This window comes from Stenotrophomonas sp. PA-6-5C, assembly GCF_021605635.1.
Lineage (GTDB): Bacteria > Pseudomonadota > Gammaproteobacteria > Xanthomonadales > Xanthomonadaceae > Stenotrophomonas > Stenotrophomonas lactitubi.
The window spans coordinates 16,829-43,177 of sequence record NZ_WKEE01000047.1; the positions used below are offsets into that span (position 1 = coordinate 16,829).

At 66.7% G+C, this 26,349-nt stretch carries 27 protein-coding genes; 15 read left to right on the top strand and 12 right to left on the bottom strand.

The features are described from left to right. Positions 1 to 61: 61 nt before the first annotated feature. Complete coding sequence (locus GIW57_RS18025) at positions 62 to 631, bottom strand: response regulator transcription factor (RefSeq protein WP_032952096.1); 570 nt, start codon at positions 629 to 631, stop codon at positions 62 to 64. Then, the gene (locus GIW57_RS18030; protein ID WP_089240341.1) at positions 628 to 1,848 is read right to left on the bottom strand and encodes an ATP-binding protein; all 1,221 of its coding nucleotides are present in this window, start codon (positions 1,846 to 1,848) and stop codon (positions 628 to 630) included. The genes GIW57_RS18025 and GIW57_RS18030 overlap by 4 nt, the downstream gene beginning before the upstream one ends. Before the next feature lie 114 nt (positions 1,849 to 1,962). Between GIW57_RS18030 and ispG the strand changes: the two genes are divergently transcribed. The 3 genes from ispG (at position 1,963) to GIW57_RS18045 (ending at position 4,808) form a co-directional block, all read left to right on the top strand. After that, on the top strand, positions 1,963 to 3,228 hold the full coding sequence (gene ispG, locus GIW57_RS18035) for a flavodoxin-dependent (E)-4-hydroxy-3-methylbut-2-enyl-diphosphate synthase (protein WP_100464858.1): 1,266 nt from the start codon (positions 1,963 to 1,965) through the stop codon (positions 3,226 to 3,228). Beyond that, positions 3,209 to 3,958 (top strand): phosphatase PAP2 family protein, encoded by a 750-nt coding sequence (locus tag GIW57_RS18040; protein ID WP_089240345.1) that lies wholly within the window; start codon positions 3,209 to 3,211, stop codon positions 3,956 to 3,958. Before ispG ends, GIW57_RS18040 begins: the two co-directional genes overlap by 20 nt. A 202-nt stretch (positions 3,959 to 4,160) precedes the next feature. Next, positions 4,161 to 4,808, top strand: a complete 648-nt coding sequence (locus tag GIW57_RS18045) for a response regulator (RefSeq protein ID WP_025878804.1) — start codon at positions 4,161 to 4,163, stop codon at positions 4,806 to 4,808. 291 nt (positions 4,809 to 5,099) lie between these two features. Here GIW57_RS18045 and eda read toward each other — a convergent pair whose 3' ends face one another. From eda to zwf, 5 genes are all read right to left on the bottom strand, one after another. Next, complete coding sequence (gene eda, locus GIW57_RS18050) at positions 5,100 to 5,759, bottom strand: bifunctional 4-hydroxy-2-oxoglutarate aldolase/2-dehydro-3-deoxy-phosphogluconate aldolase (protein WP_236512228.1); 660 nt, start codon at positions 5,757 to 5,759, stop codon at positions 5,100 to 5,102. 234 nt (positions 5,760 to 5,993) lie between these two features. After that, on the bottom strand, positions 5,994 to 7,910 hold the full coding sequence (gene edd / locus GIW57_RS18055) for a phosphogluconate dehydratase (RefSeq protein WP_025878806.1): 1,917 nt from the start codon (positions 7,908 to 7,910) through the stop codon (positions 5,994 to 5,996). Positions 7,911 to 7,968: 58 nt separating this feature from the next. Further along, the gene (gene pgl, locus GIW57_RS18060) at positions 7,969 to 8,691 is read right to left on the bottom strand and encodes a 6-phosphogluconolactonase (RefSeq protein ID WP_236512230.1); all 723 of its coding nucleotides are present in this window, start codon (positions 8,689 to 8,691) and stop codon (positions 7,969 to 7,971) included. Further along, positions 8,688 to 9,695, bottom strand: coding sequence for a glucokinase (gene glk, locus GIW57_RS18065; RefSeq protein ID WP_025878808.1), 1,008 nt, complete (start codon positions 9,693 to 9,695; stop codon positions 8,688 to 8,690). Before glk ends, pgl begins: the two co-directional genes overlap by 4 nt. Beyond that, positions 9,692 to 11,128: a glucose-6-phosphate dehydrogenase gene (gene zwf / locus GIW57_RS18070; protein ID WP_089240355.1), complete on the bottom strand. Its 1,437-nt coding sequence runs from the start codon at positions 11,126 to 11,128 to the stop codon at positions 9,692 to 9,694. The genes glk and zwf overlap by 4 nt, the downstream gene beginning before the upstream one ends. 352 nt (positions 11,129 to 11,480) lie before the next feature. Between zwf and ugpC the strand changes: the two genes are divergently transcribed. Further along, a complete protein-coding gene (gene ugpC, locus GIW57_RS18075) occupies positions 11,481 to 12,563 on the top strand; it encodes a sn-glycerol-3-phosphate ABC transporter ATP-binding protein UgpC (protein WP_100552183.1) in 1,083 nt (360 codons plus the stop codon). Between the two features lie 127 nt (positions 12,564 to 12,690). Here ugpC and GIW57_RS18080 read toward each other — a convergent pair whose 3' ends face one another. Beyond that, positions 12,691 to 13,566 (bottom strand): folate-binding protein YgfZ, encoded by an 876-nt coding sequence (locus tag GIW57_RS18080; protein ID WP_100464867.1) that lies wholly within the window; start codon positions 13,564 to 13,566, stop codon positions 12,691 to 12,693. A gap of 39 nt (positions 13,567 to 13,605) precedes the next feature. Between GIW57_RS18080 and GIW57_RS18085 the strand changes: the two genes are divergently transcribed. The 10 genes from GIW57_RS18085 to GIW57_RS18130 all read left to right on the top strand — a co-directional run bounded on the left by GIW57_RS18085 (position 13,606) and on the right by GIW57_RS18130 (position 20,613). Then, positions 13,606 to 13,779 carry a DUF1674 domain-containing protein gene (locus tag GIW57_RS18085; protein WP_080149151.1) on the top strand — a complete coding sequence of 58 codons (174 nt, stop codon included), beginning with the start codon at positions 13,606 to 13,608 and terminating at the stop codon, positions 13,777 to 13,779. A gap of 57 nt (positions 13,780 to 13,836) precedes the next feature. Then, a complete protein-coding gene (gene sdhC / locus GIW57_RS18090) occupies positions 13,837 to 14,229 on the top strand; it encodes a succinate dehydrogenase, cytochrome b556 subunit (protein WP_089240360.1) in 393 nt (130 codons plus the stop codon). After that, on the top strand, positions 14,226 to 14,612 hold the full coding sequence (gene sdhD, locus GIW57_RS18095; RefSeq protein ID WP_025878813.1) for a succinate dehydrogenase, hydrophobic membrane anchor protein: 387 nt from the start codon (positions 14,226 to 14,228) through the stop codon (positions 14,610 to 14,612). Before sdhC ends, sdhD begins: the two co-directional genes overlap by 4 nt. A 31-nt stretch (positions 14,613 to 14,643) precedes the next feature. Then, a complete protein-coding gene (gene sdhA / locus GIW57_RS18100; RefSeq protein WP_100464870.1) occupies positions 14,644 to 16,434 on the top strand; it encodes a succinate dehydrogenase flavoprotein subunit in 1,791 nt (596 codons plus the stop codon). Positions 16,435 to 16,500: 66 nt separating this feature from the next. Then, complete coding sequence (locus GIW57_RS18105) at positions 16,501 to 17,286, top strand: succinate dehydrogenase iron-sulfur subunit (RefSeq protein ID WP_025878815.1); 786 nt, start codon at positions 16,501 to 16,503, stop codon at positions 17,284 to 17,286. A 97-nt stretch (positions 17,287 to 17,383) separates the two neighbouring features. Beyond that, complete coding sequence (locus GIW57_RS18110) at positions 17,384 to 17,632, top strand: succinate dehydrogenase assembly factor 2 (protein WP_089240366.1); 249 nt, start codon at positions 17,384 to 17,386, stop codon at positions 17,630 to 17,632. Next, positions 17,583 to 18,032, top strand: coding sequence for a hypothetical protein (locus GIW57_RS18115; RefSeq protein ID WP_100464873.1), 450 nt, complete (start codon positions 17,583 to 17,585; stop codon positions 18,030 to 18,032). The genes GIW57_RS18110 and GIW57_RS18115 overlap by 50 nt, the downstream gene beginning before the upstream one ends. 23 nt (positions 18,033 to 18,055) lie before the next feature. Beyond that, positions 18,056 to 19,297: a lipoprotein-releasing ABC transporter permease subunit gene (locus GIW57_RS18120; RefSeq protein ID WP_093819978.1), complete on the top strand. Its 1,242-nt coding sequence runs from the start codon at positions 18,056 to 18,058 to the stop codon at positions 19,295 to 19,297. Then, complete coding sequence (gene lolD, locus GIW57_RS18125) at positions 19,290 to 20,003, top strand: lipoprotein-releasing ABC transporter ATP-binding protein LolD (RefSeq protein WP_032977862.1); 714 nt, start codon at positions 19,290 to 19,292, stop codon at positions 20,001 to 20,003. Before GIW57_RS18120 ends, lolD begins: the two co-directional genes overlap by 8 nt. A gap of 160 nt (positions 20,004 to 20,163) precedes the next feature. Then, positions 20,164 to 20,613, top strand: coding sequence for a DUF6491 family protein (locus GIW57_RS18130; RefSeq protein WP_025878820.1), 450 nt, complete (start codon positions 20,164 to 20,166; stop codon positions 20,611 to 20,613). Between the two features lie 67 nt (positions 20,614 to 20,680). Here GIW57_RS18130 and GIW57_RS18135 read toward each other — a convergent pair whose 3' ends face one another. The 3 genes from GIW57_RS18135 to ftsY form a co-directional block, all read right to left on the bottom strand. Further along, positions 20,681 to 20,950: an oxidative damage protection protein gene (locus GIW57_RS18135; protein WP_236512232.1), complete on the bottom strand. Its 270-nt coding sequence runs from the start codon at positions 20,948 to 20,950 to the stop codon at positions 20,681 to 20,683. Between the two features lie 5 nt (positions 20,951 to 20,955). After that, positions 20,956 to 22,080: an A/G-specific adenine glycosylase gene (gene mutY, locus GIW57_RS18140; RefSeq protein ID WP_236512234.1), complete on the bottom strand. Its 1,125-nt coding sequence runs from the start codon at positions 22,078 to 22,080 to the stop codon at positions 20,956 to 20,958. An 81-nt stretch (positions 22,081 to 22,161) separates the two neighbouring features. Then, the gene (gene ftsY / locus GIW57_RS18145; protein WP_236512236.1) at positions 22,162 to 23,490 is read right to left on the bottom strand and encodes a signal recognition particle-docking protein FtsY; all 1,329 of its coding nucleotides are present in this window, start codon (positions 23,488 to 23,490) and stop codon (positions 22,162 to 22,164) included. A gap of 131 nt (positions 23,491 to 23,621) precedes the next feature. Between ftsY and GIW57_RS18150 the strand changes: the two genes are divergently transcribed. Continuing rightward, positions 23,622 to 23,924, top strand: a complete 303-nt coding sequence (locus GIW57_RS18150; RefSeq protein ID WP_236512238.1) for a hypothetical protein — start codon at positions 23,622 to 23,624, stop codon at positions 23,922 to 23,924. Positions 23,925 to 24,235: 311 nt separating this feature from the next. Here GIW57_RS18150 and htpG read toward each other — a convergent pair whose 3' ends face one another. Continuing rightward, positions 24,236 to 26,128 (bottom strand): molecular chaperone HtpG, encoded by a 1,893-nt coding sequence (gene htpG / locus GIW57_RS18155; RefSeq protein WP_236512240.1) that lies wholly within the window; start codon positions 26,126 to 26,128, stop codon positions 24,236 to 24,238. Positions 26,129 to 26,349 lie beyond the last annotated feature (221 nt).

The following is a 26,349-nucleotide window of genomic DNA, read 5'->3' on the forward strand; positions in this document are numbered from 1 at the left end:
CCGGCGCTACCCTTCGTTACCCCGGTAGCGCCGGGCCATGCCCGGCGGATACGACGCCGCGTTACCGGCTCGGATCGCGCTCCGGGCTCGGCCGCTTGGCCAGCTTGCGCTGCAGCGAACGCCGGTGCATGCCGAGCAGGCGCGCGGCCGCCGACACGTTGCCGCCGGTTTCATGCATCGCCTGCTGGATGTGCTCCCACTGCAGGCGGCTGATCGGGGTCATTGCATCGGGCACTTCCATCTCGCCGTCATCAGCGGGGCCGTCGTCTTCCTCGCCCAGCGCGCGCAGGATCATGGGCACCGTCGAGGGCTTGGGCAGGTAGTCGTCCGCACCCAGCTTGATCGCTTCCACTGCGGTGGCGATGCTGGCATAGCCGGTCACCAGCAGGATCCGCATGTCCGCACGCAGCGCGCGCAGCGGCTGGATCAGCGCCAGGCCGGAATCGCTGCCCAGCTTCAGATCGATCAGTGCGAACGCTGGCGGATGCTGGCGCGCCAGTGCCAGTGCGCTGGCGGCATCCTGTGCGGTCTGCGTCTCCAGCCCTTTGCGGGCCAGGCTGCGCTGCAGCGTGCGCAGGTAGAGTTCGTCGTCGTCGACCAGCAGGCCAAGGGTAGAAGCAGTCATGGTCATTCCTCGCGGGGGGCCAACGGCAGGCGGAAGCCGACGCGGCTACCGGCCCCTTGGGCCGGGCGCATCCACATCTCGCCGTCCAGGCGTTCGATGGTGGCATGGGACAGGGCAAGCCCGACGCCCATGCCTTCACTCTTGCTGCTGCCGAACAGCTTGCCCGGCAGCACGGCGGCGCGGGCATCGAAGCCGTGGCCGTAGTCGCGTACTTCGCCGATCAGATCGTCGCCTTCGATGCGCAGGCTGAGGTCGACGCGCGGTCGTCCAGCCTGCTCGCCGGCATCGGCAGCGTTGTTCAGCAGCACCATCAGCAGGTGACCAACGCCCGGGTCCAGCGGCAAGCGCAGCGGTGCGTCGTCGTTGCGGTGCAGGTCGATGGTCGGGCGCACCAGCCGCCACTGCTCCAGCACCTGCTGGGCCGTGGAGTGAGCGCGGCCGGGGCGGTCGTTGGAGGCCGGCGCGGCCAGTGCCAGCACGCGCTCGCGGCACTGCACCAGCAGCTCGCGCAGGGTTTCCATGTCCTCGCGTACTTCCGGCTCTTCGCTGCGTTCGGCCACGTCGTCGGCAAGCAGGGTCATCGTCGCCAGCGGCGTGTTCAGTTCGTGCGCCACCGAGGCCGCATGCGTGGCCAGCGCGACGATGCCTTCGTTGCGCGCGAAGCGTTCGCGCAGCGCCGACAGTTCCAGTTCGCGCTCGCGCAGGGCGATCGCCAGCCGGGTGGAGAAGATCAGTACCACCGCGGCGGACAGCAGGAAGGTGGCGATCACGCCCCAGCGATTGAGATCCAGTGCGTTGAAGTAGCCGGCCGGCAGCGGTTGGCCGAACAGTCCGCTGGCGGCATAGCCCAGCAGGCAGGCGCTGGCCACGGCCAGGGCCCAGCGCAGGGGCAGGGCGAAGGCGGCCAGGGCGATCAGGATCAGGAACAGCGAGCCGAACGGATTGGCGATGCCGCCGCTCCAGCTGACCATCCAGGTGAGGATGATCACGTCCACCAGGATGTGGCCGAAGGCAGTCAGTGGCGCGGTATCGGCCGGCTCCGGGCGCAGCTGCGTATACAGGTTGAACACGGCAAGCACGGCCACGCCCGACCACAACGGCAGTTGCGGCAAGGGCAGTCCCAGCACCCAGGTGGCGACCAGGATGGTGGCCGCCTGGCCAGCCACGGCCAGCCAGCGCAGGCTGCACAGGGTTCGGAGAAACGGGGCGTCGGGACCGGTCATTCGCGCCCATCGTATGCGTTCGCGGGGATGCCTGCCTGCGACAATCGGCCGCAGCTGCACTGCCGCCTGAATGCGACACACCCGCAAGGTCGGGGCGGGCGTTAGAATGCCCGCATGCATGACGCCGTCACCCGCCCTACAGCCCCCTCCGATGCCACTGCCTGGCCCCGTCGCCTGACCCAATCGGTCCAGATCGGTGGAGTCACCGTGGGCGGTGGCAAGCCGGTGGTGGTGCAGTCGATGACCAACACCGACACCTCCGACGTGGCGTCCAGCGTGAAGCAGGTCGCCGAGCTCTGGCGCGCCGGCTCGGAAATGGTGCGCCTGACCGTCAATACGGTCGAAGCGGCCGCGGCGATCCCGCGCATCGTCGACAAGCTGGCGATGATGGGCATCGATGTCCCGCTGATCGGTGACTTCCATTACAACGGCCATCAGCTGCTGACCGCCGAACCGGCCTGTGCCGAAGCGCTGGCCAAGTACCGCATCAACCCGGGCAACGTGGGCTTCGGCAAGAAGAAGGACCTGCAGTTCGCCCAGCTGATCGAGTTCGCCATCCGCTACAACAAGCCGGTGCGCATCGGCGCCAACTGGGGCTCGCTGGACCAGGCCCTGGCGGCGAAGCTGATGGACGAGAACAACCATCGCGAACAGCCCTGGGACGCCGGCCGCGTGCTGCGCGAGGCGCTGATCCGTTCGGCGCTGGATTCGGCCGAGCAGGCCGTCGAGCTGGGGTTGCCGCGCGATCGCATCATCCTTTCGGCCAAGGTCAGCGGCGTGCAGGAACTGATCGCGGTCTACCGCGACCTGGCCCAGCGTTCGGACTTCGCCCTGCATCTGGGCCTGACCGAAGCCGGTATCGGCAGCAAGGGCATCGTCGCCTCGGCGGCGGCGCTGAGCGTGCTGCTGCAGGAAGGCATCGGCGACACCATCCGCATTTCGCTGACGCCCGAACCGGGCCAGTCGCGTACGCAGGAAGTGATCGTCGCCCAGGAACTGCTGCAGACCACCGGCCAGCGCGCCTTTACCCCGCTGGTCACGGCCTGTCCGGGCTGCGGCCGAACCACCTCGGAGTTCTTCCAGGAACTGGCCAAGGTGGTGCAGACCCACGTGCGCGAAAAAATGCCGCTGTGGAAGATCCAGCATCCCGGCGCGGAGAACATGACCCTGGCGGTGATGGGCTGCGTGGTCAACGGGCCCGGTGAGTCGCGGCATGCCAACATCGGCATCTCGCTGCCGGGTACCGGCGAAGCACCGTCGGCACCGGTGTTCGTCGATGGCGAGAAGAAGGTGACCCTGCGTGGCGAGAACATCGCCCAGGAATTCGTCGCCCTGATCGATGATTACGTTGAACGCACCTATGTCCGAAGCGCCGGGTAAGCCGACGATCCTCGCTGCACCGGAGCCAGCCTCCGGTTTCCGCCACTGGATGGCGCGCAATGCCTGGCGGCTGCTGTTGCTGTTTGCCGGTGTGCTGCTGCCGCTGGCCGGGTTCGTCGCGCTGGCCGACGAAGTGCACGAGTTCGAGTCCTTCCACTTCGATGCACCGCTGCTGTGGCAGATGCACGGCCTGCATTCGCCGTGGCTGGACCGCATCTTCGTGCTGCTGTCGAAACTGGGTTACGAGTGGTTCCTGATCCCGGCCGATGTGCTGATTGTCGGTGCACTGGCCTGGCACCGGCGTTGGCGTGAAGCGACCTTCGTGGCCGTGAGCTTCGTCGGGTCGGCGCTGCTGAACATGGGCAGCAAGCACTTCTTCCAGCGCGACCGGCCCAGCCTGTGGGAATCGATCGCGCCGGAATCCACGTTCAGTTTCCCCAGCGGCCACGCGATGGGCTCGATGACCCTGGCGGTCACCCTGGTGCTGCTGGCCTGGAACACCCGCTGGCGCTGGCCGGTGCTGCTGCTGGCGCCGTCGTTCAGCCTGCTGGTAAGCGTTTCCCGGGTCTACCTGGGGGTGCATTACCCCTCCGACATCCTGGCCGGATGGTGTGCCGCGCTGGTTTGGGTGGTAGGGTGCTATCTGGTCATGTTCAGCCGCCGTCATCCATGGCGACGGCACGGTTCGCCGCCAGCGACGGCCAGCGAAGCGATCACGCAAGGGGAGTGACGTGGATGCCCTCCCAAGGGCGTCTACCTGAGGGACGGGTTGTTTCGTTGTAACGGGTTCTGCAGGGCAAGGGGCACGATCAGTGCGTGAAGAATGTGATGCGCAAGGCAGAACGCCGGAATTGCGCAACATCCGCGCTTGCAGTGGTCAGGTGCTCCTGCCTAGGTTGACCCGTATTGGCCGCATTCGAAGAGGTACGTGAATGACGATTCGAGTCTACCTGGTGGATGACCACGCGTTGGTCCGCACCGGGATGAAGATGATACTGTCGAGTGAAACCGACATTGAAGTGGTGGGCGAGGCCGAGACCGGCGAAGACGCGCTTCCCGCTATCCGCCAGCTGCAACCGGACGTGGTGCTGTGTGATCTGCATCTGCCCGGGGTGAGCGGAATGGAAGTGACCGAGCGCATCGTCCGTGGCCACCGCAGCACGCGGGTGGTGATCGTGTCGGTGCTGGAGGACGGTCCGCTGCCCAAGCGCCTGCTCGAAGCGGGCGCTGCCGGTTACATCGGCAAGGGCTGCGATGCACAGGAACTGCTGCGCGCGGTGCGTGACGTGGCCGCCGGACGGCGTTACCTGGGCACGAGCATCGCGCAGAACCTGGCGTTGTCCACGGTGGAAGGCAACGGCTCGCCGTTCGACAACCTGTCGCCGCGTGAGCTGGAAGTGGCATTGCTGCTGACCCAGGGCCTGCGCCAGGAAGACATCGCCCGACGTCTGAGCCTGAGCGCGAAGACGGTCAATACGCACAAGGCGCGGTTGTTCGAGAAGATGGGAATCCACGACAACATCGCGTTGGCGCGGATGGCCAGTCAGTACGGGTTGGTGGATCCGGCGCGACCGCTGTAAGGGTTTCGGCCAACGGCTGAGCCCCTCGCGGTTGTGCGGTTGGTTTCATGGGGTTGGCCGGGCGGATGGGCTGCGCAGGGGACGCTGCAAGTACGTCCCTGTAAGCTCGGTCGCCGCATCCATGCGGCTCACGCCCCTGCGCAACCCATCCGCCCGGCCACGGACAGGTTCCGTGCACCGCAACCGCGGAATGAAGAAAAGAACGGCAGGAGCGGGTCGCGCGCTGTGCGCGCTCGTAGACTGGGGTCGGGTCCCTTTCCCGGCGGGAAAGGGCTCTGACCCCGTAGTGGTTCAGTGGCCGCGTACGCGCTTGACGATCTTCGCGGCCTGCGCCGCGCTTTCGCTCACCTTGTCCCACTGGCCGGCGTCGATCCAGTTGCCCGGCACCATCCACGAGCCGCCGATGCAGACCACGTTCTTCTGCTCGAGGTATTCGGCCGCGGTGTTCTCGGTGATGCCGCCGGTCGGGCACAGCTTGAGGTCGGCAATCGGGCCGGCTACGCCCTTGATCATGGCCAGGCCGCCCACGGCCGTGGCCGGGAACAGCTTGCAGACACGGAAGCCGCGCGCGTAGAGCGACAGCAGCTCGGTCGGCGTCGCCGCACCCGGTACTACCGGCAGCGGTGCCGCAGCCAGCGCATCGGCCAGCACCGGTGGCGTGCCCGGGGTCACCAGGAAATCCGCGCCCGCATCGATGGACTGCTGCATCTGCTCCACCGTCAGCACCGTACCGGCGCCGACCACCACATCCGGCAGCTCGCGCTTGAGCATCGCCAGCGCTTCCATCGCGACCGGCGTCCGCAGCGTCAGCTCGATCGCCGGCAACCCGCCTTCCAGCAACGCCGCACTGACCGCACGTGCCTGGTCCAGCGTATGAATCGTCACCACCGGCAGGATGCCCGCCGCATGCAGCAACTCCGCCGCCCGCACCTGATGTTGTTCGATACCCATAGCTCTGCTTCTGCCTTTGCTTTCGCTCTTGTTGTGCTTTCAATGATCACTTCGCGGCGTTGACGCGCCGGAGAGTGTCAGGAGGGCGCGGTCAGCCCCAGACGGGACCGTGAGCGGCATGGATGCCGCGACCGAGCCCCCATGGATGGGTTTACGGCGTGTCCCGGCTGGGGCTGACCGCGCCCTCAGCCAGGAAATTTACCGCTGCGACTAACCCGCAACGCTCTTCAACCCTCAGGCGTCCTTCGCCTCATGCGGCGCCGCCGCAGCCGCAGCATCGTGCCCCAGCTCATACTCCGCGTCGTAATCCCACGGCCCACCGTCAGCCGCTGCCGGACCACACGAAATCGAGATCGCGCCCTGATCCGCCGGACCCACCACACGCCGGTTGATCGCGAACAGGTTGCGGCCCAGGTCATTGGCGGCCGGCGCCGTATTCGGCGCATGCGTACGCGCAGCCCACTCGGCCGCGTCCACCAGTACTTCAAGCGTGCCGGCTTCGCCATCCAGGCGGATGATGTCGCCCTCGCGCACCTTGCCCAACGGACCACCGCGTGCAGCTTCCGGGGTCACGTGGATCGCGGCCGGAATCTTGCCCGACGCGCCGGACAGGCGGCCATCGGTAACCAGCGCCACGCGCCGGCCCTGGTTCTGCAGCAGGCCCAGCAGCGGTGCCAGCGAATGCAGTTCCGGCATACCGTTCGCACGCGGGCCCTGATAACGCACCACGGCTACGAAATGCTCGGGCAGCAGGCCGCCGGCGTGCAGCTTGTTCAATACCTGCGGTGCATCAACCACCACGGCCGGGGCTTCGATGGTGCGGTACTGCGGCTTCACCGCCGACAGCTTGATCAGCGACTTGCCGAGGTTGCCGCGCAGCAGGCGCAGGCCGCCCTGGCTTTCGAACGGATTGTCGACACCGCGCACCACTTCTTCATCGGCGCTGCGCTCCAGGCCCGGCAGATACACCAGCTTGCCATCGCGCAGCTGCGGCTCGCGCGCATAGTCGGCCATGCCGCCACGGGCGACGCTGACCAGGTCGCCATGCATCAGGCCGGCCTTGATCAGCTCACCGAACACGAACGCCGGGCCACCGGCAGCGGCGAAGCGGTTCACGTCGGCCTCGCCGTTCGGATAGACCCGTGCCAGCAGCGGAATCAGCTGCGACAGCTCGTCGAAGTCGTCCCAGGTCAGTACGATGCCGGCCGCGCGGGCCACGGCAATCCAGTGGATGGTGTGATTGGTCGAGCCACCGGTAGCCATCAGCGCGATGATCGCGTTGATGATCGCGCGCTCGTCGATGATCCGGCCCAGCGGACGGAAGTCGTCGCCCAGCGCGGTGATGTCCAGCGCGCGCTCGGTGGCTTCGCGGGTCAGTGCATCGCGCAGCGCGGTATCCGGGTTGACGAACGACGCGCCCGGCAGCTGCACGCCCATCGCCTCCAGCAGCACCTGGTTGGAATTGGCAGTGCCGTAGAAGGTGCAGGTGCCCGCACCGTGGTAGGAGGCCGATTCGGCTTCCAGCAGTTCTTCACGGGTGGCTTCGCCGGCGGCGTAGCGCTCGCGCACTTCGGCCTTCTGCTTGTTGGGAATGCCCGGTGTCATCGGGCCGGCCGGCACGAACACCGCCGGCAGATGGCCAAAGGCGAGGGCGCCGATCAGCAGGCCCGGCACGATCTTGTCGCACACACCGAGGTACACGGTGGTATCGAACATGTCGTGGCTGAGCCCGATCGCGGTGGCCTGGGCAATGACATCGCGCGAGAACAGCGACAGCTCCATGCCGCCACGGCCCTGGGTGACGCCGTCGCACATCGCCGGCACGGCACCGGCAACCTGTGCGGTCGCGCCCAGTTCGCGAGCCACCGCACGGATCTGTTCGGGATAGGTCTCGAACGGCTGATGCGCCGACAGCATGTCGTTGTAGGCGGTGATGATGCCCAGATTGGCCGTCACGCCGCCGCGCAGGCGGCTCTTGTCGGTGCCACCGCAGGCGGCGAAACCGTGGGCAAGATTGCCGCAGCTGAGGCGGCTGCGGAACGGGCCATCGCGCAGCGAGGCGTCGATCGCTGCCAGATAGGCGGCGCGCGAGGCGGCGCTGCGGCGGATGACGCGCTCAGTGATGGCTTGCAGTTGCGGATGGAGGCTCATTGGCTACCGGCGTTCGAGGTGGCGAGAGGCGGGCGACGGCAGGGCGCCGCCGCCGACATCAATCAGCCCAGTGGACGCGCAGGCGCGCGCCGTCCAGGTTGATCGCGTTGAGGATCGGATACTGCTGGGGGTCGTTGCTGTCCAATGTCTGGCGCAGCACCTGCAGCTTCTGCTTGCCGCGCAGCAGCAGCAGGCGCTGGCGGCACTGGCCGAGGCCGCGCGGCGTAAGGGTGATGCGCAGCGGCCATTGGTTGGCACCGGGGCAGCCGGTGGCATCAAGCGCGGCATACGGCAGGGTGCTTTCGAGGGCGCGCTGCAGGTCGCGCGAGCCCGGGAACAGCGAGGCGGTATGGCCGTCATTGCCCATGCCCAGTGCGACCAGGCTTGGCCGCTGGCTGTGCTGGGCCTGCAGGTTGGCGGTGTACACGCACTCCGGCAGCGGCTTGCCGATCCGCACCAGCGGATCGAAGTGCGCACCTTCGGCACGTGTGAGCAGGTTCTCGCGCACCAGCCACGCATTGCTGTCGCGATCCTGCGGCGACAGCCAGCGCTCGTCGGCCAGGCTCACTTCAACGCGGTCCCAATGCACGTCCAGCTCGGCCAGTGCCTGGTACACCGGTGCCGGCGTGGTGCCGCCCGACAACAGGATGCGTGCGCGGCCCAGCTCGGTGATGTCGTGGTTGATCGCCTGTGCCATTTCGGCAGCGACCGCTTCGATCCAGCCATCGGCATCGCCGTGGTTGATGAACTCGATGCGGTCGTCGTGGAAGGTGGGGCTCATGCGGCAACTCCTGGTGCGTCACGTTCGGCGTCGGCAGCATAGGCAGCGGCGCCCAGCAGTCCGGCGTGGGGATGCATCACGGCCAGCGATGGCACCCGCGCCATGATCGAGGAGAACCGGCCCTTGTGTTCGAAGCGTTGGCGGAAACCGGAGTGCTGCAATGAATCGAGCATCTTCGGAGTCAGTCCACCGGTCAGGAACACGCCGTCCCAGGCGCCCTGGGTCAGCACCAGATCACCGGCAATGGCACCGAACACCGCGCAGAACACATCGACGGTACGCATCGCCTGTGGATCGCCGTGCAGGGCGCGGGCGGTCACGTCCACCGGTTGCAGTTGGCCCGGGTCGATACCCGCCATCTCGCAGATGGCGCGATGGATGTTGACCAGGCCGGGGCCGCAGATCAGCCGCTCGTTGGAGACGCGCCCGAACTGCTCGGACAGGATCTCCAGGATGCGGATCTCTTCCGGCGTTCCCGGCGGGAAGCTGACATGGCCGCCTTCGGTTTCCAGCGGGTAGCAGCGGCCGTGGCGAAGGATCAGGCCGCCGACGCCGAGGCCGGTCCCCGGCCCGATCACTGCGTAGTTGCGCGGCTGGCCCGGCTTGCCCGGAACCCAGGCGGCACCGCCGACCTGGACCACGTCATCGGGTTGCAGCAGCGAGATCGCCATCGCCTGCGCGGCGAAGTCGTTGATCAGGTGCAGTTCGTTGAAACCCAGCATCGCAGCTGTGCGGCTGCGCGAGATCACCCACGGATGGTTGGTGATGCGGGCTTCGTCACCATCGACACGACCGGCGACGGCGAACACGCCACGGCTTGCGGTGGCGCCGATCTGTTCCAGATGGTGGCGCGCGGCATCACCCAGCGACGGGAACTCCGCCACTGCGTATTCGCGGATGCTCTCTTTCAGCAGCGGGGCGTCCTGCGAGGTGTCGGCAAGGGCGAAGCGGGCATTGGTGCCACCGATGTCGGCGACCAGCACCGGCTGCGAGCTGGCACTCATTCCGACGCTCCGCTATCCGGCGCATCCACGCCCTGCGGCAGGAAGTCGACCGCGTTGGCCGGGCCCCATTGGCCGGCAGGGTAGGGTTCCAGCGGCAGGTCGGCTGCCTTCCAGGCATCGGCGACGCTGTCGATCCAGGCCCAGGCGGCACGCACTTCGTCATCGCGCACGAACAGGGTGTGGTTGCCATTGAAGGCGTCCAGGAACAGGCGTTCGTAGGCGATACGGCGATGCAGGCCCGTCGGCACCGACAGTTCCAGTTCCAGTGGCTGCAGTTCCAGTGCGCCCCATTCCGGGCCGGCCAGGCTGCTCATCAGTCCCAGTTCGATGTTCTCCTGCGGCTGCAGCTGGAACACCAGGCGGTTCGGTGCGGCCTGCGCACGCTGCGGACGCTCGAACAACCAGTGCGTGACCGGCTTGAGGGTCACCACCACGCGGGTGGTGCGCTCGGGCAGGCGCTTGCCGGTGACCAGGTGGAACGGCACGCCGCTCCAGCGCCAGTTGTCGATGTGCGCGGTGACGCCTGCGAAGGTTTCCACATCGCTGCCTTCCGGTGGCTGATAGGCCTGTGCGGGCTGGCCGTTGATGCTGCCGGCGGTATAGCGGCCACGCACGCTGTCACGCGCTGCGTGCTTGGCATCCAGCGGGCGCAGCGCACGCAGCACCTTGACCTTCTCGTCGCGGATGCGGTCGGCTTCCAACGACGCCGGCGGCTCCATCGCCACCATGCACAGCAGCTGCAGGATGTGGCTCTGCACCATGTCGCGCAGGGCGCCGGAGCGCGCGTAGTAGGCATCGCGGCCATCCACGCCTTCGCTTTCGGCGACCAGGATGTGCACCGATTCGATGTAGTTGCGGTTCCATACCGCTTCCAGCAGCGTGTTGCCGAAGCGCAGCGCGATCAGGTTCTGTACCGCCGCCTTGCCCAGGTAGTGGTCGAGGCGGAACACGCGGTCTTCGTCGATCCACTGGCCGATGGTGGTGATGATCTCCTCGGCGCTTTCGCTGTCGCTGCCGATCGGCTTTTCCAGCATCAGGCGCGCCGGTGCGGCCAGTGCGCCGCCCTTGGCCAGGCCTTCGCAGGTGGAGATGTACAGGCCCGGCGGGATCGCCAGGTAGCTCACGCAGCGGCGGTCGACGAGGTCGGATACCGCGGCGGCGACCGAGTCGACGTCGCGCAGGTCGACCGAGCGGTAGTCGATGCGACGCAGCAGAGAGGCGATGTCCTCCTGGCTGGCCATCGGCATCGCCTGCTGCAGTCGTGGCCGCAGGATGTCATGGAAGGCTTCGGTGTCGTGGCCGGACAGGGCCAGCGCACGGATGCGGAAATCCTCCGGCAGCAGGCCGTCGCCGAGCAGGCGCAGCAGCGAAGGGAACAGGTAGCGCTGGGCCAGATCACCTGTGGCACCAAACAGGAAGAGTGTGTCGTGCATCGCTCGAGTTTCAGATCCGGGTGACATCGTTGTCAATCGCTTCATGGCTGGGTTCGGGGGACATCCGCGCAACTGCCTGTCCGAGGCTCATCTGGATCGGCTTTCCGGGTTGCCGGAGCACCGTTCCAATCGAAACGACTACAGCGGCAACCCTTCGTTCGGTCGACGATGCAGGTCGGCGCGCACCGACGTTCGGATAGTGCCACGTGAAAACGTTTACATGGCAGAATGGGCAACTGTATTCGATTGCAGTGGTCGCCGTCATGCGGCAACCGCGCAATCATCACTGCCATCGGGAGGGCCGAGGCAGTCCCAAAAGACAGCCCGGCGTCGGGCGGACTGGATGAGTGAAATGGCAAAAGTGCAGTTGCAGGGTGTGCGCAAGGTCTACGACAACGGCCAGGTCGCGGTGAAGGACGCCACGTTCGAGGTGGCCGACGGCGAACTGATGGTGCTGGTCGGCCCGTCCGGGTGTGGCAAGTCGACCCTGCTGCGGATGGTGGCAGGGTTGGAAGAGATCAGCGGCGGCACGTTGACCATCGGTGATCGCGTGGTCAACGACGTGGCGCCCAAAGATCGCGACATCGCGATGGTGTTCCAGAGTTACGCGCTGTACCCGCACATGACCGTGGCCGAGAACCTGGCCTTTGGCCTGAAGCTGCGCGGGCATGACAAGGCCACCATCGACAAGCGCATCAGCGAAGCCGCGCAGACGCTGGGCCTGACCGAGATGATGGACAAGCTGCCCAAGGCGATGTCCGGCGGCCAGCGCCAGCGTGTTGCACTGGGCCGTGCGCTGGTGCGTGAGCCGGCGGTGTTCCTGCTCGACGAGCCGCTGTCCAACCTTGACGCCAAGCTGCGCCACAGCGTGCGCACCGAGATCGCGCAGCTGCACCGCAAGCTGGGCACCACCATGATCTACGTGACCCACGATCAGGTTGAAGCGATGACCCTTGGCCAGCGCATCGTGGTGCTGAAGGACGGCATCATCCAGCAGATCGACACGCCGATGGCGCTGTACGACCGTCCGGCCAACCTGTTCGTGGCCGGCTTCCTCGGCAGCCCGGCGATGAACGTGCTGCGCGGTACGCTGCAGGGCGATGCCGGTGGCGTGACCGTGGTTGATGGCGCGTGGCAGGCTCCGCTGGGGCAGGCGACGATCGATCCGGCGTGGTTGCAGAAGCCGATCGCGGTGGGCGTGCGTCCCGAACACCTGCAGCCGGCAGGCAGCGAAGACACGCATGCGTTCACCGCGCGCATCGAAGGCATCGAGCCGGTCGGCAACGAGATCTTCGTCAACATGAGCAGTGGCCAGCACGCGCTGACCATGCGCGTGGCGCCGCAGTCGCTGCCGGGCGTGGGCGAGGACATCCGGGTGGCGATCCACCCGCAGGGCCTGCATTTCTTCAACCCGGAAACCGGCGAGCGCCTATAGTCCTGTAGAGCCGAGCCCACGCTCGGCTGCTTCATCGCAGTGCGGACCAACGGTCCGCACCCACCGGAACAGGGTCTCGGGCTCGGTAGATCCACGCCATGCGTGGATGACGTGCCGGATCGACGCCTCAGCGCGCCAACCCGTCCAGCAGCGGCATCCGCTGTGCGGGCGCATCACCCACCTGCAATTCGCTGTCGCCGGTCTCCAGCGGCAGCACCGCCAGCGCCAGGTCGCCGGCCACGCTGGCCAGGGTGCCGAGCGCGACCCCGTCCTGCTGCACGCCATCGCCGGCCTGCGCCGGTGCTGCGGTGTGCAGCAGCTGCACCGCGCGTTTGGCCTTGCCGAGGAAATGGGTGCGCGCGACGATTTCCTGACCGGGGTAGCAGCCCTTCTTCACGCTGTAGCCGTTGAGGCGGTCCAGGCCCAGCTGCTGCGGGGTCCACACCTCGCGCTGGCTCGCTTCCAGTCGCGGCAGGCCAAAGCGCAGGTCGGCCTGGCGCCAGGCCAGGGCGAAGGCGGCGTCCCCGGCTTCGTCGCTGGCCGGGAAGGCCTCGACCGGGCCGATGCGCAGCGTGCGGGGAAGTGCGTCGCTGCCCAGATCCAGTTCCCAGCCGTGGTTGCCGGCCAGCGCGATGGCGGCGCCGGTAGCGGCTTCCGGCGCAGTAAAGGCCCCGGCCACTGCCAGGTCGGCATGCACCTGCAATTTCACTTTGCGGCGGAACACGAAACGCTGCAGTTGCGACGCAATCGCATCGGCATCGCCGTCGGCGAGTACCAGCAGCACATGGTCATCGGCCAGCCGCAGCAGCTGAAACACTGCCAGGGTGCGGCCTTTGGCGCTCAGCCACGCGCTCCACTGCCAGTGCAGCAGGGGCAGGGCGGTCACGTCGCTGCTGAACTGGGCATGGGCAAAAGCCACTGCATCCACGCCCTGCAGGCTCAGCAATTGATGGCCGGGCAGGCGCGGATATGCGACGAAAGCAGGGGGAAGGTTGTCAGGCACGTGAACGAGGTCTAAAATTTGTGCGTTGCGAGACCCATCATGATAGGCCAAACAACCCCCACTCCCGACGCCGAAGCTGAAGCCCCGCTGGTTCCCCCGGTCCCTGTGCCCGTGGAACAACCAGAGGTGGAAGAAGAATTCGGTGGCCGCGGCGGACTCGATCCGGTGCGGTATGGCGATTGGGAAAAAAACGGACGCTGCATCGATTTCTGATCCAGCATTGAGCCAACGCGGCCTTATGCCGCCCAGCCGAGACAACGAGCCCAGCGAATGGCGACCAGACAACGTCCCCTTTCTCCGCACCTTCAGGTGTATCGCTGGCAGATTCAGATGGCCACCTCGATCCTGCATCGAGCCACTGGCGTCTTTCTGTCTGTTGGTGCCCTCATCATCGCCGGAGGCCTGTTGGCTCTGATGATGGGGCCCGAATCCTGGAACTGCTTCACCGGCCATGCCGGGGCCTGGTATGGCCGCGTGTTCCTGTTCGCGTGGACATGGTCGTTCGCCTATCACCTGTGCAATGGCATCCGCCATATCGTGCAGGACTTCGCGATCGGATTCCGCATTGCCACCTTCATCCGCAGCAGCTGGATGTCGGTGATCGGCAGCCTGCTGATCACCCTGGCGGTGTGGGCCTATGTGATGTTCGGAGGTGCCGCGTGAGCAAGTTCCGTACCCCGTTGAAGGGCGTGCGCGGTCTCGGTTCGGCCAAGACCGGCACCGAGCACTTCGTGCATCAGCGCCTGACTGCCGCCGCGCTGGTGGTGCTGGGCATCTGGTTCCTGGTGTTCGTGCTGGGCCTGCTGGGCTCGGATTACGTGACCGCGACTGCCGCGATCGCCAAGCCGTGGAACGCCGTTCCGCTGATCGGCCTGCTGATCGCCATGTTCTGGCACGCCCAGCTCGGCCTGCAGGTCGTGCTGGAGGACTACATCCACGAATCGCTGCTGGCCCTGGTGCTGCAGACCGCGGTGAAGTTCGTCGCCGTGCTCGGCATGATCGTCAGTGTGTTTGCGGTGGGCCGCATCGCCCTCGGCGTTGCCTGAGCCCAGGCGCCAAGACAGGAATCCAGACTAGATGTCCGCTTACAAGATTACCGAACACAAGTACGACATGGTCGTGGTGGGCGCCGGCGGCGCCGGCCTGCGTGCCACGTTCGGCCTGGCCGCCAAGGGCCTGCAGACCGTGTGCCTGACCAAGGTCTTCCCGACCCGGTCGCACACCGTCGCCGCCCAGGGCGGTATCTCCGCTGCGCTCGGCAACATGGGCGAGGACGATTGGCGTTACCACTTCTTCGACACCATCAAGGGTTCGGACTGGCTGGGCGACCAGGACGCCATCGAGTACATGTGCCGTGAAGCGATTCCGGCGATCATCGAGCTCGAGCACTACGGCGTGCCGTTCAGCCGCACCGCCGAAGGCAAGATCTACCAGCGTCCGTTCGGTGGCATGACCACCCAGTACGGCGAAGGCCCGGCGGCGCAGCGCACCTGCGCGGCGGCCGACCGTACCGGCCACGCGATGCTGCACACGCTGTACCAGCAGTCGCTGAAGCACGACGCACGCTTCATGATCGAGTACTTCGCACTCGACCTGATCTTCGATGACGAAGGTGCCTGCCGCGGCGTGCTGGCGTTGGACATGTCCGACGGCACGCTGCACCTGTTCCGCGCCCAGGGCGTGGTGCTGGCGACCGGCGGCTACGGCCGTGCCTACTTCAGCGCCACCTCGGCGCACACCTGCACCGGCGACGGTGGCGGCCTGGCCATGCGCGCCGGCATCGCCATGCAGGACATGGAGTTCGTGCAGTTCCATCCGACCGGCATCTACGGCGCCGGCTGCCTGATCACCGAGGGTGTCCGCGGTGAAGGTGGCATCCTGCGCAACAGCAGCGGCGAGCGCTTCATGGAGCGTTACGCACCGCACTACAAGGATCTGGCGTCGCGCGACGTGGTCAGCCGTTCGATGACCATCGAGATCCGCGAAGGCCGCGGCGTCGGCGAGCACAAGGACCACATCCTGCTCGACCTGACCCACCTCGGCCCGGGCGTGATCGACGACAAGCTGCCGGGCATCGCCGAAAGCGCCCGCATCTTCGCCGGCGTCGACGTGCACAAGCAGCCGATCCCGGTGATCCCGACCGTGCACTACAACATGGGCGGCATCCCGACCAACTACCACGGCGAAGTGGTGCAGAGGGTCGGTGACAACGACAATGCGGTCGTGCCGGGCCTGTACGCCATCGGCGAAGCGGCCTGCGTTTCGGTGCACGGCGCCAACCGCCTGGGCTCGAACTCGCTGCTGGACCTGGTGGTGTTCGGGCGTGCGGTGGCCAATCGCTGCGCGGCGACGATCACCCCCGGCGCGGCGCACAAGACCCTGCCGGCCGACGCCTGCGACAAGGCGCTGGGCCTGCTGGACAAGCTGCGCCACGCCAACGGCGATACCCCGACGTCGGTCATCCGCGATCGCATGCAGCGCACCATGCAGGCTGACGCGGCGGTCTTCCGTACCAGCCAGACGCTGAAGGAAGGCTGCGAGAAGATGGACAAGATCTTCGACTCGTTCCAGGACGTGAAGGTCTCCGACCGTTCGCTGGTCTGGAACTCGGACCTGATCGAGACCTACGAGCTGAACAACCTGCTGCTGAACGCGGTGGCGACGATCAACTCGGCCGAGCAGCGCAAGGAAAGCCGCGGCGCACACGCGCACGAGGACTTCCCGGACCGCGACGACGTCAATTGGCAGAAGCACACCCTGGTCAGCGTGGACGAGAAGGGCAAGTGCAGCTTCGACTACCGTCCGGTGCACATGTACACGTTGACCGATGACGTGTCCGTGGTGCCGCCGAAGCCGCGCGTGTACTGATCCGACCCCGCCTAACATGCAATCCGCGCCCTCGGGCGCGGGCCGCCTGAGCCAACGAGAGCAGCCATGGCCGAGTTTTCACTCCCCAAGAATTCCAAGATCACGAAGGGCAAGCACTTCCCCGCCAAGACCGGCGGCAAGAACGTGCGCACCTTCAAGATCTACCGCTGGAGTCCGGACGACGACAGCAATCCGCGCACCGATACCTATGATGTCGATCTGGACGCCTGCGGCCCGATGGTCCTGGACGCGCTGATCAAGATCAAGAACGAGATCGACCCGACCCTGACCTTCCGCCGCTCGTGCCGCGAAGGTATCTGTGGTTCGTGCGCGATGAACATCGACGGCACCAACACCCTGGCCTGCACCCGAGCCATCTCGGACTGCGGCAAGAAGGAAGTGCCGATCTACCCGCTGCCGCACATGAACGTGGTCAAGGATCTGGTTCCGGACCTGACCCACTTCTATGCGCAGTACGCCTCGATCAAGCCGTGGATCCGTACCCAGACCCCGGCACCGCCGGACCGTGAGCGCCTGCAGTCGCCGGAAGACCGCAAGAAGCTGGACGGTCTGTACGAGTGCATCCTGTGCGCGTGCTGCTCGACCAGCTGCCCGAGCTACTGGTGGAACGGCGAGCGTTACCTGGGCCCGGCGATCCTGCTGCAGGCCTACCGCTGGATCATCGATTCGCGCGACGAGGACACCGGTGCGCGCCTGGACGATCTGGAAGATCCGTTCAAGCTGTACCGCTGCCACACCATCATGAACTGCGCCCGGACCTGCCCGAAGGGCCTGAACCCGGCGCTGGCGATCGCCGAGATCAAGAAGTTGATGATGGAACGCCGCGCCTGATACGGCCCGACTGTACCCGGTAGAGCCACGCCACGCGTGGCTGCACCTCCCAGCAGAGCCACGCCATGCGTGGCTTTGCTGTATCTGGAGAAACACGATGGAAGAAGATGTTCTGCTGAAGAAGCTGCGCTGGCGTTGCCGGCGCGGCATGCGCGAACTGGACCAGTTGTTCGGTCGCTACCTGGACCGTGAGTGGAGCAGTGCACCGACCGAAGAGCGCGAGGTTTTCCTGTTCCTGCTCGATTGCGAGGACGATAAGTTGTGGCGCTGGTTCATGGGCTACGAGGCCTGCCCACATGCGCACGCCGTCCCCCTCATGCACAAGATCCTCGCCCTCAAGCCTTGAGTGGCGCCCGTCGCGGCTGCAGGCCGGTGCCCAGCTGGCGGTACTGTTGGCTGCGCCGTGGCTGCTGCGTGCCTCGGATCTGCCGCCGGGGCACCTGGTTCCCGTGCTGATCGGGGTCTGGGTGCTGGGCTTGGCCGAGCTGGCCTGGCGCCTGCGGCGGCCCCGCGCGTTGCTGCAGCTGCCGCCCCTGCCTGAGCCGCTGCGCGTGGACGGGCAGGACATTGCCGAGCCGCGACTGGTGGTGCGCGGGCCCTGGCTGCTGCTGCAGTGGCGCGAAGGCTGGCGCCGTCGACGGCTGTTGTTCTGGCCGGATGTACTCAATCGCGGGCAGCGACGTGAACTGCGACTGGCCGTATCCGCACGCGGCGTTTCCCGTCAGCCCCGGTCGGTGGCACCATAGGCTGAATCGACTGGCGTGCCTGCATGTTCAAACCCATTCCCGTGGCCATTGGCCTGCGCTACCTGCGCGCCAAGCGCCGCAACGGCTTCATCTCCTTCATTTCGATGGCATCGATCCTGGGCATCGCGCTCGGGGTGACGGTGCTGATCACCACACTGGCGGTGATGAGCGGTTTCCAGAAGGAGATCCGCAGCCGCCTGCTGCAGATGACCGCACACACCACCATCAGCCGCGACGGAGAACCGATGCCGGACTGGATGCGCGTGGTCGATGTGGCCAGCAAGGATCCGCGCGTGGCCGGCGCTGCGCCGTATATCGAGATCCAGTCGATGATCAGCGGCCCGCGTGTGCAGGGGGCGATCATCCAGGGCATCGACCCGGCGCTGGAGCCGAAGGTGTCGGTGATCGACAAGAAGGTGACCAAGGGCAGCTACGGCAGCCTGACCCCGGGCAGCTTCAACCTGCTGCTGGGCAAGGAACTGGCCGTCTGGCTGGGCGTGGACGTCGGCGACCAGGTGCTGGTGACCTTTGCGGAAGTGCAGGGCACGCCGGCTGGTGCGGTGCCACGGATGAAACGCTTCACCGTCAGCGGCATCTTCGAGGCCGGTTACAACGAAGTCGATCGCGGTGTGGGCTTTGCCAACATGAAAGACCTGGAGCGCGTACTGCGTTCCGATGGCGCCACCGGCGTCCGCCTGAAACTGCATGACATGGACCGCTCGCTGGAGGTGGGCGTGGACCTGGCGCAGAACCTCGGCGGCGCCTATCGGGTCAGCGACTGGACCCAGCAGAACGCCAACCTGTATCACTCGCTGCGCATGGAAAAAGTGGTGATGGGCATCCTGCTCTCGCTGATCATCGCCATGGGCGCGTTCAACCTGGTGTCCTCGCAGGTGATGCTGGTGACCGACAAGCAGGCCGACATCGCGATCCTGCGCACCCTCGGCCTGACCCCGGGCGGGGTGATGCAGGTGTTCATGGTGCAGGGCTCGCTGATCGGCATCTTCGGCACCCTCGCAGGCCTGATCGGCGGCATCACCCTGACCTTGAACCTGGAACGCATCCTCGGCGCCATCGAGTCGGTGTTCAACGTCAAGCTGCTGCCGGAGGATGTGTACTACATCACCGGCCTGCCGACCGACATGCAGACCAGCGACATCGTGGTGATCACCCTGGTCGCGCTGCTGATGAGCTTCCTGGCCACTCTGTATCCCGCCTGGCGGGCAGCACGCACCCAGCCGGCGGAGGCCCTGCGCTATGAATAAGGTCTTCAACCGCGGCGATGAAGTGATCCGTGCCGAAGGGCTGGGCAAGACCTACGCCGAAGGGCGCATGCAGACACCGGTGTTCGACGGGCTGGACCTGACGGTGACTGCAGGTGAGACGGTTGCGATCATCGGTGCCTCCGGTGCCGGCAAGAGCACGCTGCTGCACCTGCTGGGCGGGCTGGATACGCCCACCGCTGGCGAGGTCTATGTCACCGGCCAGCGCATGTCGGCGCTGTCGGACACCTCGCGCGGCCTGCTGCGCAACCAGGCGCTGGGTTTCGTCTATCAGTTCCACCACCTGCTGCCGGAATTCACCGCGCTGGAAAACGTGATGATGCCGGTGATGCTGGCCGGTACCGCGGTGGCCGAGGCCAGCACGCGTGCGACTGCGCTGCTGGAATCGGTCGGCCTGGGCCATCGCCTGGACCACAAGCCCGGCGAACTGTCCGGTGGCGAACGCCAGCGTGCTGCGGTGGCGCGCGCGTTGGTCAATCACCCGGCCTGCGTGCTGGGCGACGAGCCGACCGGCAACCTGGATGACCGCACTGCTGCGACCGTGTTCGAGCTGATGCTGGAGCTCAACCGTGCGCGGCATACCAGCCTGGTGCTGGTGACCCATGACCGCTCGCTGGCACGGCGTCTGGACCGGGTGCTGGAGCTGCGCGAAGGGCGCCTGCACGCGCTGGCCCACGCCGACGTCTGAGCGGCCGGCCAAGCGCCAACCAAGGTTGGCGACTACCGGATTCGATGCAGGGCCTGGTCGGCTGGGGGCCGCCGACCAACGGCTGAACCAGGCTGCCGGCCGTTGCGCCGGCACCACCCCGGCGGGTGCATGATCGGCACAGTTCCCCGTGGAGATGGCCATGAAGACCCCACTGTTGATCGCCGGGCTGTGCCTGGCTCTGGCTGGCTGTGCCACCACCGGCCGCCTGGGCAGTGCCGAGAAGCTGGAGCTGTATCGTGCCCACGCCGGCGCACCGCAGAAGGACATGCAGTTCTTCGGCAGCCTCAATGGCTGGACCGAGCTGGGCGACAGTGCGCTGGCGGTCTGGACGCGTCCGAGCGAGGCCTACCTGCTGGAATTGAATGGTCCCTGCCAGGATCTGTCGTATGCGACCGCCATCGGCCTGACCAGCCGGATGAACCGCGTCTCGGCGCCGTTCGACAAGGTGCTGGTACGTGACCCGACCGCTGGCCCGCGCATGCCGTGCTTCATCAAGACCATACGCAAGCTCGACGTGAAGGCGCTACGCGCCTCCGAGCAGGAGCTGCGCCAGGCGCAGGTGCAGGAGCGCGAGGAATCCGCGAAGTAGGGCGGTAGCTCCGGGCCATGCCCGGCGGATGGCTGGACGCCGGGCATGGCCCGGCGCTACCTCCAGATCAGGCTTCCGGGGTGAAACCAGCAGGCTTCTCCGCGTCCTTCTCGAACAGGAACTTCACCAGTTCCGTTTCCAGCAATGCGCGATGCTCCGGCTTGCGCGGGGAGAGGCGGTTCTCGTTGATCAGCATGGTCTGGTGTGCCAGCCATGCGGTCCACGCCGGCTTGCCGATGTGGTTGAACACACGCTGGCCCAGATCGCCTGGGTAAGGCACAAAGTCCAGCCCCTCGGCATCGCGTTGTTCGTACTGGCAGAAGACGGTTCGGGGCATGGCACTCACTCGTGGTTGCGGGATTTTGCGGAGGTTCGCTTCGGGGGCTTGATGGGCGTGCCATCAAGCAGCTTCCGGATAGGGGCTGGCAAGCCCAGTGCAGACAGTTCGGCGTCGTCGACCCAGCGCAGCGTGGGTTCTTCCACGCGCAGGCCGTGCACCTGCCGTGACAATACCTGCAGATGCAGCTTGTAGTGGCTGAAGGTGTGCTGCAGCACCGGTAGTTCCTCGGCATCTTCCAGTGAACCATCGACGTGCACGTCGAACCAGTCCTGCAGCTCGCTGCCCGCATCGGCCTGCGGAAGCGTCCACAGCTGCGCCCAGATGCCGGTATCCGGCCGCTTCTGCAGCAGCACGCGCTGCTGCTTGTCGCGCAGCAGCAGGGCCACCGCCTCGCGTTCGGGCAGCACCTTGCCCGGCTTTGCTGTTGGCAGCTCGGCCGTACGGCCTTCGCGACGTGCCACGCAATCGGCCTGCAGGGGACAGATCACGCAGGCCGGTCTGGACCGGCTGCAGACCGTCGCACCGAGATCCATCTGCGCCTGCGTGTAGTCGGCCATGCGCGCCGCCGGCACCTGCGCGACCTGTGCTTCGGCGATGGCCCACAGCTGCTTTTCGACGGCGGGCAGGCCAGGAAAGCCTTCGACGCCGTGATAGCGGCTGAGCACGCGCTTGACGTTGCCGTCGAGGATCGCGAACGGGTCGTTCCAGGCCTGGCTGAGGATCGCGCCGGCGGTACTGCGGCCGATGCCGGGCAGGTCGTGCAGGGCGTCGAAATCACGCGGCAGGTCGCCCCCGTGTTCGCTCACGCAGCGCTTGGCGGCCGCATGCAGATTGCGCGCACGGGCGTAGTAACCCAGCCCGGCCCACTGCGCCATCACCGCGTCGTTGCTGGCGGCGGCGAGGTCGGGCAGGGTGGGGAAGTGCTGCAGGAAACGGTGGAAGTACGGAATGACCGTTGCCACCTGGGTCTGCTGCAGCATGATCTCCGACAACCAGACCCGATACGGGCTGCGCGGATGCTGCCAGGGCAGATCGTGGCGGCCGTGGTCGTCGAACCAGTGCAGCAGGCGGGCGACGAAGCCGTGCTCAGGAGCGGGCGTGGCGCTGGCGTTCGGCTGGCGGGGCATCGGTACTCCAGGAGGCAGCCACCCATGGGGTGGCTCTACCGGGTTGCAGTAGAGCCACGCCATGCGTGGCTGCACGGTATGTCAGGCACCCAGCGCTTCGGGCAACAGGGCGTCGACGAAGGCTTCCGGATCGAACACGCGCAGGTCTTCCGGACGCTCGCCGATGCCGGCGAAACGGATCGGAATGCCGAACTCACGGGCCAGCGCGAAAACCACGCCGCCCTTTGCGGTGCCGTCCAGCTTGGTCACCACCAGGCCGGTCACCTTGACTGCGGCATTGAACTGGCGCAGCTGCGAAAGCGCGTTCTGGCCGGTAGTGCCGTCGATCACCATCAGCACTTCGTGCGGCGCATTCTCGTCGATCTTGCCGAGCACGCGGCGGATCTTGCCCAGCTCGTTCATCAGCCCGGACTGGGTGTGCAGGCGGCCGGCGGTATCGGCGATCAGTACCGACGTGCCACGGGCCTTGCCGGCCTGCAACGCGTCGTAGGCCACCGAGGCGGCATCGGCGTTCTGCCCCTGCGCGACCACGGCCACGCCGTTGCGCTCGCCCCAGATCTGCAGCTGGGCCACGGCGGCAGCACGGAAGGTATCGCCAGCGGCCAGCATCAGGCTGTGGCCCTCGTCCTTGAAGCGCTTGGCCAGCTTGCCGATGGTGGTGGTCTTGCCAACGCCGTTGACGCCGACGGTCAGCACCACGAAGGGCTTGGCGTTGCGGTCGATGACCAGCGGCTTGGACACAGGCTGCAGGATCGCGATCAGATCGGCGCGCAGTGCCGCCAGCAGGGCGTTGGCATCGATGAATTCGCGCGCCTTCATGCGCTTGCGCAGGTCGGCGATCAGCTCGGTGGTGGCGGCAACGCCGACGTCGGCGGTCAGTAGCGCGGTCTCGATCTCGTCCAGCAGGTCGTCATCGAGCTTGGGATTGCGCGAGAACAGGCCGCCGAAGCTGCGGGCGAATGCGCTGTTGCGCAGGCGCTCGCGCCAGCCGGGCTTGCCGGCCGGGGCAGGCGGGGCATCGACCAGCACCGGCAGGTCGGCGGCCGGGGCGGCCGGTTCCTGCGCGGGGATGACCGGGGCCAGCGGAGCGAGGACCGCAGCGGCGGCGGCCGCTTCGGCGGCGAAGTTCTCCGGTGCCAGCACGCGTTCCGGCAGGGCTTCGGCAGTGGTTTCCTGCGGCGCGTCCGGCGTTGCCTGCGCTGCTGACGTTGCGGGCGCGACGACTTCGGGCGTGGCGGTTGGCACCGGCGCTTCCGCCACGGGCGGGGCTACCGGTGCGGCCGGGGCCTGCTCGGGCGGCGCGGCCGACGGGAATGCCGCCGCCAGCTCTTCAGCCGAGTAGTGCTGGGTCTTGGGCGCGTCCGGTGTGGCGGCGTCCTGGGGCTTCTTGCGGCGGAAAAAACTGAGCATTGGCAAAAGGCGCTGAAATCAGAGGGATATGCTACCACCCGGGCCTGTCTGGCCGGCGTGGACTCAAGGTCGCAGCCGCGCGGCCGTTAACCGGTGCGGAAGGCTGCGTTGGGTGGCCTGGGAGACCCCCGATGAACGATGTGACCGGTGTTGCCCTCAGCGGGATGCGTGCAGCCCAGCGGGGCGTGCAGGTGGCCGCGCACAACGTGGCCAACCTGGCGACCGCGGATGCACCGCGCCTGCAACTGCAGCGCGAAGCCGTAGCGCAGGGCGGGGTGGAGACCCGCGTGACCTCTACTGGTGACACCGACCCGTCCGCGCCGCTGGGTGACCTGTTGGCTGCCAAGGCCGAGGTGGTGGCCTTTGCTGCCAATGCGGCGCTGATCCGCCGCGAGGACCAGATGCTGGGCTCGCTGCTGGACCGGCAAGCCTGATCCGACCGGCTCTGGGCGGGCCCGGTGGCTGGCCCTGAGGGCAATCGTGGCGTGCTTCTGCGGAATACCAACCTCGCCCTGCTTCGGGCGACAACCGTGATCCGCTCTGGTAGGTGCCAACCTTGGTTGGCACGCTTCTGCAGTCGAACCAAGCGCCAACCAAGGTTGGCACCTACCAACGCAGCGACAGCGCCAACCAAGGTTGGCACCTACCAGGGCAGCGACAGCGCCAACCAAGGTTGGCCTCTACCGGGGCAATGGCGGTGCCAACCGGGGTTGGCAACCACCAGGCTGGGCGATCCCGGCATCGATCAGGCCGACAGCTCCAGCAGCAGCTTGTTCAGACGGGCGACGTAAGCACCCGGATCCTTCAGGCTGTCGCCGGCGGCCAGCGCAGCTTGGTCGAACAGCACCCGGCCCAGGTCGTCGAACCGTGCGCCATCGGCTTCGGCATCGAGCTTGGCGATCAGCGGGTGACCCGGGTTGATTTCCAGTACCGGCTTGCTGTCGGGCACCTTCTGGCCGCTGGCTTCCAGGATCTGGCGCATCTGCAGGCCGAGGTCCTGCTCGCCGATGGCCAGCACCGCCGGTGAATCGGTCAGCCGGTGCGACACGCGCACTTCGGCCACGTCATCGCCGAGTACGTTCTTCAGGCGCTCGACCAGGCCCTGCTTGTCCTTCGCTGCAGCTTCCTGCTCCTGCTTGTCCGCTTCGCTTTCCAGCGCGCCCAGGTCGAGGTCGCCGCGGGCGATGTCGACGAAGCCCTTGCCGTCGAAATCGGTCAGGTAGCCCATCAGCCACTCGTCGATGCGGTCGGTCAGCAACAGGACTTCGATGCCTTTCTTGCGGAACACTTCCAGGTGCGGACTGTTGCGCACCTGGCTGTAGCTCTCGCCGGTCAGGTAGTAGATCTTGTCCTGGCCTTCGGCCATGCGGCCGATGTAGTCGGCCAGCGACACGGTCTGCGCATCGGCCTCGCCACGGGTGGAAGCGAAGCGCAGCAGGCCGGCGACCTTCTCACGGTTGTTGTAGTCCTCGGCCGGACCTTCCTTCAGCACCTGGCCGAATTCCTTCCAGAACGTGGCGTACTGCTCGGGCTTGTCGTTGGACAGCTTCTCCAGCATGTCCAGCGAACGCTTGGTCAGCGCGGCCTTCATCGAATCGATGACCGGGCCCGACTGCAGGATTTCGCGCGAGACGTTCAGCGACAGGTCGTTGGAATCGACCACGCCCTTGATGAAGCGCAGGTACAGCGGCAGGAACTGCTCGGCCTGGTCCATTACGAACACGCGCTGCACGTACAGCTTCAGGCCCTTGGGTGCATCGCGGTGGTACAGGTCGAACGGCGCACGGCCCGGCACGTACAGCAGCGAGGTGTACTCCAGCTTGCCTTCGACCTTGTTGTGGCTCCAGGCCAGCGGGTCGCTGTGATCGTGGGCGACGTGCTTGTAGAACTCGGTGTACTCGGCATCGCTGATCTCGGTGCGCGGGCGGGTCCACAGTGCGCTGGCGCGGTTGACGGTCTCCCACTCGATCGCGGCGCCTTCTTCAGCGTCTTCCTTGGGCATCTGGATCGGCAGGCCGATGTGGTCGGAGTACTTCTTGAGGATGCTGCGCAGGCGCCAGCCGTCGGCGAAGTCGTGCTCGCCATCCTTCAGGTGCAGGACGATGCGGGTGCCGCGCTCGGCCTTGTCGATGGTGGCGACATCGAAATCGCCTTCGCCACGCGAGGTCCAGCGCACGCCTTCACTGGCCGCCAGGCCGGCGCGACGCGAGGTGACTTCGACCTCATCGGCGACGATGAAGGCGCTGTAGAAGCCGACGCCGAACTGGCCGATCAGCTGCGAATCCTTCTTCTGGTCGCCGGACAGCTGGCGCAGGAAGTCGCCGGTGCCGGACTTGGCGATGGTGCCGAGGTGGGTGATGGCATCGGCGCGGCTCATGCCGATGCCGTTGTCTTCGATGGTGATGGTGTGCGCGGCCGGATCGAAACTGACGCGCACGCGCAGTTCGCTGTCGCCTTCCAGCAGCTCGGGCTGGGTCAGGGCTTCGAAGCGCAGCTTGTCGGCGGCGTCGGCGGCATTGGAGACCAGCTCGCGGAGGAAGATCTCCTTGTTGGAGTACAGCGAGTGGATCATCAGCTGCAGCAGCTGCTTGACTTCGGTCTGGAAGCCAAGGGTTTCGGTCTGGATCGTCTCGGACATCGGTTAGGGCTCCATGTGCAATGCCGCGCAAGCGCGTGCGGCCTCGCCAAGGGGTAAGGGTGATTGTCCCGAAATCAAGGGGTTGGTCGGGCAGGGCGGCGCCCTGCACCCGCAGAGGCCAGGGCAACAGCAACAGCGGGCATTCCGTGGGATGGCGGGGCGGTGTGGGTGGGCAGGACACGCCGTAGACCCATCCCTGGGGGCTCGATGGCGCCATCCAT